General features: G+C 49.4%; 14 protein-coding genes. 9 read left to right on the top strand and 5 right to left on the bottom strand.

All coding sequences use genetic code 11. The features are described 5' to 3' along the window. Positions 1-160 precede the first annotated feature (160 nt). Positions 161-904, bottom strand: coding sequence for an FkbM family methyltransferase (locus tag ACIFQN_RS32785; protein WP_429837247.1), 744 nt, complete (start codon positions 902-904; stop codon positions 161-163). Positions 905-1,200: 296 nt separating this feature from the next. Here ACIFQN_RS32785 and ACIFQN_RS32780 point away from each other — a divergent pair, with 296 nt between their 5' ends. Together ACIFQN_RS32780 and ACIFQN_RS32775 are read left to right on the top strand one after the other, a co-directional pair. Then, positions 1,201-2,409 (top strand): glycosyltransferase family 2 protein, encoded by a 1,209-nt coding sequence (locus ACIFQN_RS32780; protein WP_429837246.1) that lies wholly within the window; start codon positions 1,201-1,203, stop codon positions 2,407-2,409. Between the two features lie 20 nt (positions 2,410-2,429). After that, positions 2,430-3,626, top strand: a complete 1,197-nt coding sequence (locus ACIFQN_RS32775; protein ID WP_429837245.1) for a glycosyltransferase family 2 protein — start codon at positions 2,430-2,432, stop codon at positions 3,624-3,626. A gap of 16 nt (positions 3,627-3,642) precedes the next feature. On the opposite strand, the gene ACIFQN_RS32770 is transcribed toward ACIFQN_RS32775, so the two are convergent. Then, complete coding sequence (locus ACIFQN_RS32770; protein WP_429837244.1) at positions 3,643-3,990, bottom strand: DUF1360 domain-containing protein; 348 nt, start codon at positions 3,988-3,990, stop codon at positions 3,643-3,645. A 61-nt stretch (positions 3,991-4,051) separates the two neighbouring features. Here ACIFQN_RS32770 and ACIFQN_RS32765 point away from each other — a divergent pair, with 61 nt between their 5' ends. Next, complete coding sequence (locus ACIFQN_RS32765) at positions 4,052-4,417, top strand: hypothetical protein (protein ID WP_429837243.1); 366 nt, start codon at positions 4,052-4,054, stop codon at positions 4,415-4,417. Next, a complete protein-coding gene (locus ACIFQN_RS32760) occupies positions 4,414-4,632 on the top strand; it encodes a CAP domain-containing protein (protein WP_429837242.1) in 219 nt (72 codons plus the stop codon). The genes ACIFQN_RS32765 and ACIFQN_RS32760 overlap by 4 nt, the downstream gene beginning before the upstream one ends. Positions 4,633-4,807: 175 nt before the next feature. Here the strand turns inward: ACIFQN_RS32760 and ACIFQN_RS32755 are convergent, their stop codons facing one another. After that, positions 4,808-6,253, bottom strand: coding sequence for a hypothetical protein (locus ACIFQN_RS32755; protein WP_429837241.1), 1,446 nt, complete (start codon positions 6,251-6,253; stop codon positions 4,808-4,810). 152 nt (positions 6,254-6,405) lie between these two features. Here ACIFQN_RS32755 and ACIFQN_RS32750 point away from each other — a divergent pair, with 152 nt between their 5' ends. Then, positions 6,406-7,290, top strand: a complete 885-nt coding sequence (locus ACIFQN_RS32750) for a glycosyltransferase (protein WP_429837240.1) — start codon at positions 6,406-6,408, stop codon at positions 7,288-7,290. A 15-nt stretch (positions 7,291-7,305) separates the two neighbouring features. Here ACIFQN_RS32750 and ACIFQN_RS32745 read toward each other — a convergent pair whose 3' ends face one another. Next, a complete protein-coding gene (locus ACIFQN_RS32745; RefSeq protein ID WP_429837239.1) occupies positions 7,306-8,175 on the bottom strand; it encodes a hypothetical protein in 870 nt (289 codons plus the stop codon). Between the two features lie 18 nt (positions 8,176-8,193). Here ACIFQN_RS32745 and ACIFQN_RS32740 point away from each other — a divergent pair, with 18 nt between their 5' ends. Further along, a complete protein-coding gene (locus ACIFQN_RS32740) occupies positions 8,194-8,676 on the top strand; it encodes a hypothetical protein (protein ID WP_429837238.1) in 483 nt (160 codons plus the stop codon). Positions 8,677-8,817: 141 nt separating this feature from the next. Here the strand turns inward: ACIFQN_RS32740 and ACIFQN_RS32735 are convergent, their stop codons facing one another. Then, positions 8,818-9,069, bottom strand: a complete 252-nt coding sequence (locus tag ACIFQN_RS32735) for a hypothetical protein (protein WP_429837237.1) — start codon at positions 9,067-9,069, stop codon at positions 8,818-8,820. Between the two features lie 130 nt (positions 9,070-9,199). Here ACIFQN_RS32735 and ACIFQN_RS32730 point away from each other — a divergent pair, with 130 nt between their 5' ends. The 3 genes from ACIFQN_RS32730 to ACIFQN_RS32720 all read left to right on the top strand — a co-directional run. Next, entirely contained in the window at positions 9,200-12,673 is a 3,474-nt protein-coding gene (locus ACIFQN_RS32730) for an SBBP repeat-containing protein (protein WP_429837236.1), read from the top strand. 242 nt (positions 12,674-12,915) lie between these two features. Further along, complete coding sequence (locus ACIFQN_RS32725) at positions 12,916-13,167, top strand: hypothetical protein (RefSeq protein WP_429837235.1); 252 nt, start codon at positions 12,916-12,918, stop codon at positions 13,165-13,167. 316 nt (positions 13,168-13,483) lie between these two features. Beyond that, positions 13,484-15,151: hypothetical protein (locus ACIFQN_RS32720; protein WP_429837234.1), on the top strand; the 1,668-nt coding region annotated here is incomplete at its 3' end.

Below are 15,151 nucleotides of genomic sequence, written 5' to 3'. Positions count from 1 at the left end.
GATAAGCGTGATAGAGGCCTATCCTTCCTACAATTAGAAAACTCGGCGATGCTGAGCCTTTAGGCGACATCAGAGCCGTAGTTGTACTTATACTGGTTAAGATTTGTTATAAATTCTTATCTGTATAAAGAAGACCAGCACATTGATGTGCTGGCTGCCGTTATCGTCTTAGGAATATGCCATCAAACTGGAGAACTTCGCCAGTGGTTTGGTCGGAAAATCCTCTTTCCATCCAAACCAGATCAAAGCCTAGAATGTCCAGATATTGAATCAACTGTTGGTATAATATTTGACGATCATAAAGAGGAACAACCGATAATTCCAGTTCGATTGCCTCCACCTTGTCTAGGACACGCTCGCACCCTTTGAGAACCTCCATTTCGTATCCTTGTGTATCAATCTTCAAATAAATACGCTCATGTCCTCCTAAGATCTCCTGCCCGAGTGAATCCAGCCGTGAAATCGAAACCGTTTCCTTGCCTACATAAATGGAGTCCGGTGCATTGGAGAGATGCTTATCCAGCATCGGAAGGATTGAACTGCTGTAAGAATTGCCCGCTCTATTCATTTCACAAAGGCCGTTATAACTACCCAGTGCCATATGCTTGCATTCCCACTTGGGGTCTTGGGACGCATTTTCGCTTAATTGGGCAAATTCTTCTGACAATGGCTCGAATGACAAGATATTCCCAACATACCCCTGTTGTCTAATGGTGCCTACATATTGTCCTGTATTCGCTCCGACATCCAGAACCAGCGAGATATTTTTATACTCAATGAGTTGACATCTGATTGAGAACTGCACATGCAATCGATCAAAATCAAAGTCTTGCAACGTATTTTTTGCCAACGTTTTAAAATGTAGGAGCTCGCTTTCCGTCAGAATGGTCAGTCCCTCCTTCATATCGTTCTAATTATCTTTCCCTTCCCGCTCAATCCACTGGACATACCACCAGACCCGATGTGCCTGTACATTAAATGCAAGCGACTGTGTATCGATTGGAAATCGCAACACTTTACCATATGTCGAATGAATACTACCAGAAACGGCTATTTATGTATGAAAAATGCCCGATTTTCTATCGTGGATACCTGCTTGAATTAATGAACCTAACCCGGTTCAAACCCGAGCCCTTGTACATATCCTGTTCGTAGCATTACCATGTAATCCCAGATTCTATCCCTATTGGAGTGATGCCAGTGGTTCATCAAAGTTTCCCATTAGTAAGTGTTATCACCCCTTCCTACAATCAAGGCAAATATATCCGGGAAACGATAGAAAGTGTCCTCAATCAGGACTATCCCAACATCGAATACATTGTAGTTGACGGGGGTTCTACGGATGACACGCTTGCTATCCTGGAGGAATACAGCCAGTTTGAGGAGCGCATCCGTTTCATATCGGAGAAGGACCGTGGCCAATCCCACGCAATCAACAAAGGATTGGCCATGACAAAAGGGGAGATCATTGGTTGGCTAAATTCGGACGACACCTATTTGCCTGGCGCGATCCAACAAGCCGTAAATGCGCTGCAGGGACACCCTGACTGGGCGATGGTGTATGGCAAGGGGTATACGATTGACGAGAACAGCAAAAAACAGAGTGATTACTATGTGGCACCGGCTAATTATCAACTATTGTTTGACGGATGTATGATCTGCCAACCTGCTGTGTTTATCAGAAAGAATGTGTTTCTAGAGGTAGAAGGAGTAGATGAAATGCTCCATTTTTGTATGGATTACGACTTGTGGATCCGGATCGCCAAAAAACATACCATTGGGTTCATACAAGCCGCTTTGGCAAATGCCCGAGCCCACAGTACATGCAAAACATCCACCCTCTGGAGCACGGTCGGAATCCCTGAAGTTCTGAGGACCAGCGTGAAACATTACGGAACCATTTCGAAAACATGGTTGTTGGCCTACCAAAACCAACATGGTGACAAAGGAATTACAGGTCTCTTACATTTCCTGAGAAACCAGTCCGCTTTTGACTGTTTGCCCATGGTAACTAGTATGAACAGGTATGACGATTTATGGGTTCCTCCTCGGTTTACATTTTCCGTCGAAACAGATGCGTGCTGCCCGGTGCACTCTTTGATCATTAAAGGAAAGATTCCCTCTGCATCGGCTCCCCATCTTCCCGAGCATTACAAATTTCGATGTTCTGTCCAGGTAGATGGGCAGCCGGCCGGAAACTATATCGTAGGATCGACTTTTTTGCTGAATATACCCGTGCCGTCGAAACAAGAAAAGTTTGAAGTGGATATACTCTCCTCATTCTTTCTTACTTCAGTAGATAAAAGAATGGTGAGTTTTGTTGCGGATGAGGTAATACCTCTATCAATCGAAGAATCAAAAGTGTTCAACTCGATATCAAATTCATCCGTACTTTTGAAAATTGGCTAGCTGAATTGGAGTGATTGCCTGTGAATAATCAGAGCCTACCGTTAGTGAGCGTGATTACCCCTTCTTTTAATCAGGGCAGATTTATCAAGGAAACGATAGAGAGTGTCCGGAATCAAGACTATCCAAACGTCGAACATATTATTGTCGACGGCGGATCGACAGACGCCACAGTTTCGATCCTGCAACTGTACAGCCACATGGGCGACCGTTTCCGATTCGTTTCTGAGAAGGATCGTGGGCAGTCCCACGCCATCAACAAGGGCTTGACCATGGCGCGGGGAGAAATTATCGGTTGGTTGAATTCGGACGACACCTATCAGCCGGGTGCGATCAGAAAGGCGGTCCAGGCGCTACAAACTCGTCCCGATTGCGGCATGGCGCACGGAAAATGCTATGTCATAAACGAACACAGCCAAGTGCAGACGGCGCTACATGTCACTCCTGCGGATTACAACAACTTGTACCACGGTTGTGTCATCTGCCAGCCCGCCGCTTTTATCAGGAAAAACGTATTTCAAGAAATGGACGGAGTGGATGAAACACTCCATTTTTGCATGGACTATGACCTCTGGATCCGGATTGCCAAAAACCACACCATTGCCTATGTCAATGATTTTTTGGCCAACGCAAGAGTCTACAGCACGACGAAAACCGCAACCCAATGGAATACGGTTGGAATCAGTGAAGTCCTTATGACGGTGGAAAAACATTATGGATCCGTCTCCCCTACCTGGTTGAGACATGCCCCGCACTACCGGAAAAAGGCGGTTCAGTCTCCTCCGGTAAATGTCGGGCAGACAAATATCCCCTCCTCATTTGGACATCCGGACAAGATCACTAGCATGAACCGGTACGGAGATTTATGGGCTCCACCCTTGTTCAGAATCAGCGTTCAAACGGATCCGGGCATTACCACTTTGCTTGTGAAAGGCAGAACCCAGTCCATCCACGGCGGACAACCGATCCATTTTCCGTGCAATGCTCTTGTAAACGGGTCAGCGGTCGGAACCTACATGGCATCTTCGCCGTTCTTCGTTTGGGACATTCCTCTTAACACAAGTATACCTGAGAATCAAGTAGACATCCTTGCTTCTAAATTCATGAAGGATCCAAGTGGCCAAAACCGGATGATCTGTTATATCGTAGACGAGGTGATGCCCCTTACTACCGAAGAAGCAGCATATTTCAAAAGAAGCCAAGGCTTTTTCAAGAGATGATGGTACCGGGACTCCCTCATCCCGAATACATCTTCGTCTCAATCATGGCCGCTGCCCCCGCTATCGCCAAAATCAGCAGGAGGGGGTATGCAGCCGGTACATAAAAATATAGCGCTACGATGGCTACACCTGACCAAATTCCCACACACCAGTGGCAACTGAGCAGCTTTCCGATCCACTGTCGCAAACCACTTCCCTTGAAATGGGTGTTCCGAACGACCTGTCCTGCCGAATCCACCTCATACGTAACGGTAAAAAATGGTTCTCGAAGAAACGTCGTGATTTCATCAAAGACGATCAAGTGAGTGAGGCGAAAGCTGGCCAATATCAGAATCGCCAAGTCCATCCATGACAGATCATACATTTGTTCTCCATCCCTTTCCAATATATGTGCATTGTTTTTTTAAACCTGACTCTAGTAACATTTGGGGCGACAAACCAGCGAAAGGCGTGATGCCATCAATCGCAACATTCCGAAGATTGCAGCAACCCTTTCCCTGTTCGTCTCGCTCTCCACAATCGGACAACCCGCTTATGCCAAAGCATCGTTTGCCCCGTTGAAAAACGGGATGCGTAATGCCCAAGTGCAAGAAGTGGAAAAGATGCTTGCCGCCTTGAATTTCGACTATAAGTTGAAGGTGGACAAGAAAACGCTTGAGAAGATCGAGCAACAATACGCCAAGCTGAAAAAACAAGATACCGTAATGAAACCAGACAGCCAAGTACTCCGCAGCAACCTGATTCTCAAGTACCACTGCCTTCCGACTCTACGGCAGATGAGAAAGAAATGATTCAGCTTGTGAATAAGAAGCCCGCAAATAACGGACTTTCCCCTCTTCAAGTCGACATGAAGCTGGAAAATGTCGCGCGAGTAAAAGCACAGGATTTGGTGAAAAACGGCTACTTCAGCCACACCTCACCTATTTATGGATCGCCATTCCAGATGATGAAATCGTTCGGCAGCCGAAAATCTTGCCCAGAACTCGACAGTTGCCGCAGGACATAAGATGTTGATGGATTCTTCCGGGTACCGCGCGAACATCTTGAATCCTTCCTACAACTGTTGCCATTGCGGACGGAGGTCCATACGGCAAAACCTTCGTGCAAATGTTCATCGAATAGGGAAGAAGATAAGCAGTAGCCATCGCTTTCGGAGAGCGATGGCTTATTTTTTTGGGGAATCAGAACGAAATGGCGATCCGGTTGTTTGCCGGAAAATGGACTTCCTGTTCGTTAAACAGGACAACCCCTTCAACGGAAACCGTGTTCCCGGTTTCTGGTTTCTTGATGGAAATCTGGAAGTTTTGGAAAGGCTCCGTCGCTTTCGGCGCAATGATTATGGGCTGAATGGGCGCAATCCAGTACTCCCCTCGCTCTTGTGCCCGTGAAAACCAGTCATCCTCCAGGTATCTCCATCCTTTGATTCCTGCCGAGCTTTGCACGCCCATGGTTTCCACCAGATTGGGCGGTAGGATTTGCCCGCCAAGCTTGATGCTCTCGACAGGAGACACGCGAAGGCAAACAATAGGATTGATCAAGTTTTCCGTCCCCGTGTTTTTTACATACAAGTTTCCCATGAGTAAAAACGGCCTGTGCTCCGCATCAGAATGGAATAAGGTGTAATCAAAGAACACTTCCGCCTCTATCCGCTTTTCATCCAGCGTTTGTTTTTCTTCATCAAGTAAGGCTGCCTCTTCCAGCGATTCTTCTTGTTCTTCCTTCCCCGGTTCGGTTTGTTCAGACTGGTCCTGTTCATGCTCCTGTTCTAGTTCCTGTTCTAGTTCCTGTGCTAGTTCCTGTTCTAGTTCCTGTTCTAGTTCTAGTTCTTGTTCTAGTTCTTGTTCTTGTTCTTGTTCTAGTTCTAGTTCTTGTTCTTGTTCTTGTTCTAGTTCTAGTTCCGTTTTTAGTCCTTGTTCTAATACTTGTTCTTGTTCATCTTCATGTCCCGTAGGAAGTACTGAATCCTTCCATACGCTGCCAAAGAATTCTTTCAGTATGTGAGGCGGCAGATACGAGATTGGCAATATTTGCTGGGCTGCCTGAAAGTATCGTAGAATTCCTGATGCGAGGTAAAATGCAACTTTTTCTCCGTAAGCCTTCCGCCTCGACGCATCGGTGGCTTTGGGGAGATGTAATTGTATGGCCAAAAAAGCGTTAGCGGAACGTGTCTCTTTTTGCCCTTTTAACACACAGGTGATTCCCGTATGTTTCAACTCCACTTGAAGGCTGTTGATCAAGCTTTTGGGCTTCTCGTTATCACTCTGGTACAGTTCCAATTTTGGTTTCACTACCGTGCGTAGTTCTTTTGCGCTGAAGCGGATGGCCACATCCATGTCTTTCGGAATTTCCGACTTTTTCTCGAAGAGTACCACTTCAATTCCAAAATCAGACAGAAACCTGTGCACTTTGCCCAATATCTCCCTTTCATAGGCAGTCTCGCTAGCAGCCCCGCCCAAAGCCAGAACGCAAATTTTCCCCTTCAGTCCCGAATCCAAATCAATCCGTTTGTTTTTGGCATCCCACTTTATTTGAAATCCGTTCTGTTTGCAGAACAGACGAAAAGCAGGCAAAACCGTATACGGCATGGTCCCGCCCCGTAACCCGCCATAATAGACCTCGACATCCATGCTGCTCACTCCTTTGCAAATGCTCGGATACACCCGTGTCTATTGTATGAGTGCCTAACGCCTGGAGTGATGAAACGGTCACGAATTTCTCAGGTACGGATATCCCCTTCCATGGGCTATGCATACCATGGAAGGGAGAAAGGAGTGGTCACATGTCAGTTGAGCAGCTGCCGTTGGTCTCCATCATTATTCCGGCCAAGAATGAAGGAGAAAATGTGCACAATACGGTAACGTCCGCTCTTCAATCGAAAACTGATTATCCGTTTGAAATCATCGTGGTCGACGACGGCTCGACAGACCATTGTTGCCGGCTTATCGCACCCAAAGTTGATGGGGATAAGGTGAGATTGATCACCACGACTGGAATAGGAGCGGCACCTGCAAGGAACCTTGGAGCAGAGCATGCAAAAGGAGACTATTTGATTTTTTGCGACGCCCATCTCTATTTTGAAGATTACTGGATTGACCGGTTGCTGGAACTGATCCGTTCCGGAGTGGCTGACGCCGTGTCGCCAGGAATCGCATCCACAGATCACCCAACTTACATTGGATACGGTCAGACACTGAATCCGCGATTAGGCATTTCGTGGCTCCGCCAACAGAATCATCCCACCGAGGTCGCCATTCTTCCCGGTGGCTGTTTGGCAGTATCGAATAACGTTTTCTCCGATATTGGCGGATTCGATCACGGATTCCGTGTATGGGGTTTTGAAGACATCGAAATATCCATCAAACTATGGCTGTTTGGATACAAATGCTTTGTTCAGCCAGCCGTGAAAGTACTCCACCTGTTTCGTAAATCCCATCCATATCCCGTAACCAACGAACACGTGTACTACAACATGCTGCGAATGGCGTACAGCCATTTTAACGATTCCAGAATCTTGGCGTGCAAGAAACTAATTCTCCATTCCAATCCCATGGAAATCGATAAAGACGTTTTACGGCACGGCGCTGTGGCGCAGCGAATCCGGTATCATTCAAGGCGAAAGCATGATGACGATTGGTTTATCCAAAAGTTTCAGATTCCGTTTTGAGTCTGGATATTCCATTTATTTGGACAACAACCTAAAAATAGGCATTCGTTGACAAGCAAAAATCCAGTTTCCCCCATAGTATGTAAATGCAAAAGCAAATACCCATGGAAAGGAAGGATCACACTGGTGAATCACATGAAGCCCATTAAGGGTCGCCAACAGCCGACACCGACGCCTACTCCGACTGCATCTCCTCCAATTTCCAACAACCTGCAGGAAGAGTGCATCCGCGTCCAAAAGGTGTACGACTGGGTAGTTGCCGCCAACAGAGACCGGAACAAGGTTCCGATCCCGGACGATTGCCGTCCGCTGGTAGACGCAGCGATACGTGCTGGTCAAAATATCACCATTCAATGCGTGGAACCGATGGTTCCTCCGACATTCCCGCTGATCCCGAAACCTCAACCCACACAGTCGCTGGACTTTTCTTGCACCGTCATCGGCATCCGGCGCGAAAACATTATCGTAAATGGAAACACCGTTCCCGTCGGTATCGTTCGCTTCTTGTTCGGCGCAACTCTCTTGATCCGTGTATTTGCCAACGGCACGCTGTTGTGCGAATTCCCAGCCACCATCCAATTCGATGACGAAATCGTGCTCTGCCTGCCCCTGCCGCTCGATGAATCCAACATCCTCTGCCGCATCACCGCCGTCGAATGCATGCCGATTGGTACTGTACTCCTTGGAGGCATGGTGGAACTGGAAGTCATCATCTGCAAAGAGATCCAGGTGGAAGCGGAAGTGAAGCTGGAAGTGTTGGCGAAGTTCTGTCAGCCGCGTCCAATCATTCCAGTGCCGACTCCGACTCCTTCGTTCATCTGCCCACCGATCACGTTCCCGCCGCAGTGCCCAGATCTCTTCCCACGCAGAAACTGCGACTGCCAAGGAACAGCCAACGTCCTCTTGACCAACTCCATAGTCTTCTTCGACGGTGTGGCAGAAACGGGGACAGAACAATTGCTCGCCGATATCTGCCCGAGTTGCGATCCGGGAAGCAGCACGTTCTCGTATACGTTTGTTGATATTGTACCTCCACCCTCTCCGACACCAACACCATCCGATATTCCAGGTGATTTCAGCTTTGTCTTTACACCTGTTGAAATCGGCTCGCCTACTTGCACAGCGATTCCTGGCGGCGGCTTGTCACTGGTGGTCTCCGCTACTGGCATCCGGACGTTTACTGCAACTGGCACCACAGAGACTCTAAGTGCCGAGCTTACCCTTAGCGAACTCCCAGGCGCATTTGACACATTCCGCCTGATCCTGCGTAACTCCATTGGCGCGGTTGTGTTCGATACGTTGGTCAAATCCGTACCCGATGCCAATATCAATGTTCAGGATTGCATTACGTTCCCAGATGTGATCCCAACACCGTCCTTCCCGTAATTGCATAGAAGAAAGCGAAGCGGACGGGAGAAGAAAGATCTTCTCCCGTCTTTTTCTACGCCTAATTCGTACAACCAAAACTTCGACACCGACACCGACCGACGAAATTCTAGGCGATTTCAGCTTTGTTTACACACCTGTCTAGATCAGCTCTCCTGTTTGCACAGCCTTACCCGGCGGCGGCCTGGAGCTGGTGGTCACCGCTACCGGTATCCGGACCTTCACTGCAACCGGCACCTCAGAGACTCTCAGTGCCGAGCTTACGCTGAGTGAACTTCCAGGCGCCTTTGACACATTCCGTCTGATCCTGCGTAACGCCATCGGCGCGGTTGTATACGATACGCTCGTCAAATCCGTATCCGATGGGAATATCAACGCCCAGGATTGCGTCACGTTCCCAGATGTCATCCCAACGCCGTTCTTCCCGTAATTGCATAGAGGGAAGGAACAGGGACGGGAGAAGAGCGATCTCCTCCCGTTCTCTATGAAAAAAAGAAATGGAATATGAAAGGAGAATTTCACCATGTCCATCACAGAGGAGACCAGACAGCATGTTTTGAGACGTATGGGAAATATGTCCCCCTTTTTTGTTCCGAATGTTGGTCAGACGAATCCCAACATTCATTATTATGTGCGTGGATCAAGCCAGGAAGCGTATTTCCTGCCAGGAGAGGTTTTGTTTACCTTTCGGGAGACACCAGCCGGCAGCAATCTGATGGATTCGGCGCCTTCTTCCCCTATCCGTCAAAAGCAGGCTCCCCAAGTCCGCGGAGTTCGCTTGTCCCTACGGTTTATAGATGCCGATCCGGATGTGAAGCCAATCGGCCAGCAGCAGGCAGAAGGGAAAATCAACTATTTTAAAGGAAATAATCCCGCAAAATGGCATACCGATATTCCAACCTTCGAGCAAGTTTTCTATCCGCAGCTTTGGCCAGGCATTGATCTTGTGTTCCGCTGCGAGAAGAAGCAGATCAAGTATGAATTTGTGGTTCAGCCCGGTGCGAACGCATCCGCGATTCAGTTTGCCTATCGCGGGGCAAAAGAGTTATCTTTGGACGAGCGAGGAAACCTTCTGATTCATACGGAGATCGGGGAACTCAACGATGCCAAGCCTGCAAGCTATCAGGAAATCGACGGCAAGCGGACATCGGTATCCAGCTCCTTTCTGATCGGCCATCAGGAAGATGGAGAATGGGTCGTAGGTTTTCGGATTGGGAAAGACTATCATCCAAGCTCCCCCTTGATCATCGACCCCGGTTTGGAATACTCCACCTATTTGGGCGGAGGGCAAACCGATCTTGGCTCGTCCATCGCCGTTGATGCCGCCGGGAACGTCTACGTGACGGGAGGAACCAGCACCCCTGAAACAGACCCCGTTCCGTTCCCTCTTACTCCTGGCTCCTTTCAAACCGTCTACGGCGGAGGGGGATTTGATGCTTTTGTGACTAAACTAAATGCCGCTGGAAACGCTCTCCTGTACTCTACCTACCTGGGCGGAGGGCAAGTGGATTTCGGGAATGACATCGCCGTCGATTCCCTAGGAAACGCTTACGTGACGGGAAGCACGAGCACCCCTGAGACAGATCCCGTTCCGTTTCCCATCACTCCGGGGGCCTTTCAGACGACGTACGGAGGCGGAACAGACGCGTTCATCACCAAGCTGAACGCCGCCGGAAACGCCCTCCTCTATTCCACCTATTTGGGCGGAGAGGGACCCGAACTAGGAATTGGCATCGCCGTCGATTCTTCGGGAAACGCCTACGTAACGGGAGACACGGATACCCCGGAAACGGCTGCTCTTCCTTTTCCCATAACCCCTGGGGCATTTCAAACAACATTCGGAGGCATCACTGATGCCTTTGTAACCAAGCTGAACGCGGCAGGGACTACCCTCCTGTACTCCACCTACCTGGGCGGAAGCCAGCTGGATCAAGGGTTTTCCATCGCCGTTGACAGCTTGGGAAACGCGTATGTGACAGGCTCCACCCAGACTCCTGAAACAGATCCTATTCCTTTCCCTATCACTCCCGGTGCCTTTCAGACGACCTTTGGGGGCTTATCTGATGCCTTTGTCACCAAACTCAACTCGGCAGGGAATGCTCTCCTTTATTCCACCTACTTGGGCGGAAGCCAAAACGATTCCGGAAATGGAATCGCGATCAACAGCTTGGGAAACGTTTACCTGACAGGCTCCACCCAGACTACTGAAACGGATCCCGTTCCCTTCCCCATCACTCCAGGAGCCTTTCAGACGACCTTCGGCGGGAGCTTTGACGCGTTCATCACCCAACTGAATCCAGCAGGCAATGCGCTCGTTTACTCCACTTACCTAGGCGGCGGGCAGTTGGATCTCGGAAATGCGATCGCTGTCGATTCCTTGGGCAACGCCTACGTCGTGGGAGTTACACAGACACCTGAAACGGATCCCGTTCCCTTTCCCATCACTCCCGGTGCCTTTCAGCCGACGTTCGGAGGAGTTGAAGATGCGTTTGTAGCCAAACTAAATCCAGGCGGAACCGCTCTCATCTACTCCACCTACCTGGGCGGAGGGCAAGATGATTCGGGTGCCGGGATCGCCGCCGATGACTTCGGAAACGCCTATATTACGGGATTGACGAGCAGTCCTGAAACGGATCCCATTCCGTTTCCCATTACCCCGGGCGCTTTTCAAACGCTGTATGGGGGTGGACCCGCTGATGCGTTTGTGGCCAAGATCAGTACGCCCACGCCTCCTCCTACCCCCTCTCCAAGTCCATCCGTACCTCCCACTTCCGCACCAACACCGCCGATCATTCCGACCCCGGAGCCTATGGCAAACAACCTGCAGGAAGAGTGCATCCGCGTCCAAAAGGTGTACGACTGGGTAGTTGCCGCCAATAGGGATAGGAACAAGGTTCCGATCCCAGACGATTGCCGAGCGTTGGTTGATGCAGCGATTCGTGCGAGTCAGAACATCACCATCCAATGCGTGGAGCCAATTGTTCCCCCGACGTTCCCGCTCATCCCCAAACCGCAGCCCACACAGTCCCTGGACTTTTCCTGCACCATCATTGGGATCCGGCGCGAAAACATCATTGTCAACGGAAACATCGTTCCTGTCGGGATCGTCCGCTTTCTGTTCGGCGCCACCCTTCTGATTCGCATTTTTGCCGATGGCACGCTGCTCTGCGAATTCCCGGCCACCATCCAGTTTGATGACGAAATGGTGCTTTGCTTGCCAGAGCCGCTGGATGAATCTAATATTCTGTGCCGCATCACTTCCGTAGACTGCACCCCGACAAACAGCGTCCTGTTAGGCGGTATGGTGGAACTGGAGATAGTCATCTGCAAGGAGGTACAGGTAGAAGCGGAAGTCAAGCTGGAAGTACTGGCTAAGTTCTGTCAGCCTCGCCCGCCTATTCCGGTACCAGCGCCGACTCCTTCGTTCATCTGCCCGCCGATCACATTCCCGCCTCAGTGCCCGGATCTCTTCCCGCGCAGAAACTGCGACTGCCAGGGAACCGCCAACGCTCTTCTGACCAACTCCACGGTCTTCTTCGACGGGGCGGCAGAAACAGGGACAGAGCAATTGCTCGCCGATATCTGCCCGAGCTGCGATCCGGGGGCCAGCACGTTCTCCTATACGTTTGTCGATACGGTGCCAACTACTCCGACCCCGACTCCGACAGACGAAATTCTTGGCGATTTCAGCTTTGTCTTTACGCCTGTTCAAATCAGCTCGCCTGCTTGCACGGCCCTCCCTGGCGGCGGCCTGCAGCTGGTCATCACCGCTACGGGTATCCGGACTTTCACCCTGACCGGCACCACCGAGACACTCAGCGCCGAGCTGACCCTGCAAGAGCTTCCAGGCGCATTCGATACCTTCCGCCTGATCCTGAGAAACGCCATCGGTGCGGTCGTATTTGACACGTTGGTCAAACAAGTATCCGATGCCAACATCAACGTTCAAGACTGCATTACGTTCCCGGATGTGATTCCGACGCCGTCCTTCCCGTAATCGCATTTGGACGGGAGAAGATTTAACCTTCTTCCGTCTTTTTTTTATGTCTTGTTTGTACAATCATGTTTTTCGCAAAAGAGTCAATTTTTGATTCTCTGTTTGCCGTTTTCCTTTCGCGGAATTCCGTTATCCGCCTATTCCGCCCAATCCAATCCTGTTGGATAGACATAAACATAGATGGCAACCGTCTAAATCTGCGTGAATCACTTTTGAACCAATTGAGAAAGGAGATATGCACAATGCCCACGCAAACCTTTTCATATACAGGCGGGCTTCAATCGTTTACCGTTCCTCCTTGTGTGGCCTCATTGACCATCAGGGCTATAGGGGCTAGAGGTGGTAGCTCCACCGGTCCCGGTGGCGAATCAGCTGGAAGAGGTACAGCGATACAGGGGGACTTTCCCGTCACCCCCGGTGAGGAATTGAACATTCTAGTAGGTGGGGCCGGTACGGACAGTCTTTTCGGCGGCGGCGGCTCGTTCATTTGGTGAACCACGAGCTTCGTTACGCCTTTCAACCTGCTGGTCGCAGCCGACGGTGGCGGCGATGCCAATATCAATGTCCAGGATTGCATCACATTCCCTGATGTGATCCCAACTCCGTCCTTCCCATAATTGCATAGAGGAAAGCGTAGCGGACGGGAGAAGAGTAATCTTCTCCTGTTTCTTTCTCTCATAAGGTCCTATTTTGAAGCAGAATAGCGTCAGCTCAAGGAAGGAAGAGCCTTCTTCTCCCTTAGGGCATGCACACATCCTTCCCTATTACATATGTCTATAGGGGAACACACACAAAAAAGGAGGGACGAGTGTGGCTCTAAAAAAGAAAAGCTCCAGCAAAGCGACAAGTTCCAGCAAAGCCGCAGGCCCTGGGAGAGAAAAGCTTCTCTTGCTGAAGCAGCAGGCCCATTACTACGAAGAAAAAGCTATGCAATTGAGCAATGATAACCAAGATCTGCAAGAACAGCTGCATCAGTACCACGAACGAGATCAATGGTACTCCAAACAGTTGGAGCAGTTGAATAATGCGATACAGGCTCACCAATTAAAGGAAGAAGAATTAAACCGAGCGACAAAGCGCTCCAACGCTTTAGTTGAGAAATTGGAAAACAAAGTGGAAAGTATCGAAAAATTGCTAGGACAACGGGAAACGGCGATCTCCCATTACAAACAAAAAGAAGCGAAATGGGAACAACATCTGGAACAAATGAAGGAGAAATTGCGAGAAGCGGAAAAGTCGCAACAAAATAGCAATTACGAGCAAATATTGAAGCAAAAAGACGAAGCTCTCGCGCGATTCCAGTCCCAGGAAGCAACATGGAACGAAACCTTGCAACAATTGAACCACCAGCTTCATGCGTATCGGAATAAAGAAGAAGAATACACGCTGCTTTTCAAACAACAGGACAGTACCATCAGAGATTATCAGTCCCGGGAAGCAACATGGAACGAGACCTTGAACCAAGTAAATCGCCAGCTTGATGCGTACCAGATCAAAGAAAAGGAATACGAAGAACTTCTTAACCGACACGACGGGTTGGTCAGTGACTTTCAGTTGAAGGATAGGGAATGGAACAAGATTTCAAACGAATTGAACCAAAAATTGGAAAATTATCAGCAAAAGGAACTGGAATGGAACGAAACGGTGGAACAGCTGTACCGTCGTCTGGACGAAATTCCGCAAACCGAAGCACAATGGAACCAAACCTTGGCAGAGCTCAACCGGCAACTGGAGGCGCATCGTCTGCAAGAAGCGGAATACGCCCAGCTTCTCAAGCAGCACGAAGACACCATAGCGAATTACGTATCGCAGGAAACGGAATGGAACATGACACTCGAGCAGCTGCGTCAAGAACTCGAAGGCTCTAAGCAAACAGAAGCCCATTTGAACGAAACGCTGGAAGAGCTCCACCGGCAACTGGAGACCTACTCACAAAAAGAAACGGAATACGAACAGCTTCTCAACCAGCATGAAGAGACGATTGCAAATTATGCGTCACAAGATATGGATTGGAGCATGACACTCGAGCAGCTGCGTCAAGAACTCGAAAGCTCTAAGCAAACAGAAGCCCATTTGAACGAAACGCTGGAAGAGCTCCACCGGCAACTGGAGACCTACTCACAAAAAGAAACGGAATACGAACAGCTTCTCAACCAGCATGAAGAGACGATTGCAAATTATGCGTCACAGGATACGGATTGGAGCATGACACTCGAGCAGCTGCGTCAAGAACTCGAAAGCTCTAAGCAAACAGAAGCCCATTTGAACGAAACGCTGGAAGAGCTCCACCGGCAACTGGAGACCTACTCACAAAAAGAAACGGAATACGAACAGCTTCTCAACCAGCATGAAGAGACGATTGCAAATTATGCGTCACAGGATACAGATTGGAGCATGACACTCGAGCAGCTGCGTCAAGAACTCGAAAGCTCTAAGCAAACAGAAGCCCATTTGAACGAAACGCTGGAAGAGCTCCAC

The sequence above is a fragment of the Brevibacillus sp. NRS-1366 genome, from assembly GCF_050467985.1.
This window is presented reverse-complemented; position numbering and strand designations above follow the sequence as displayed.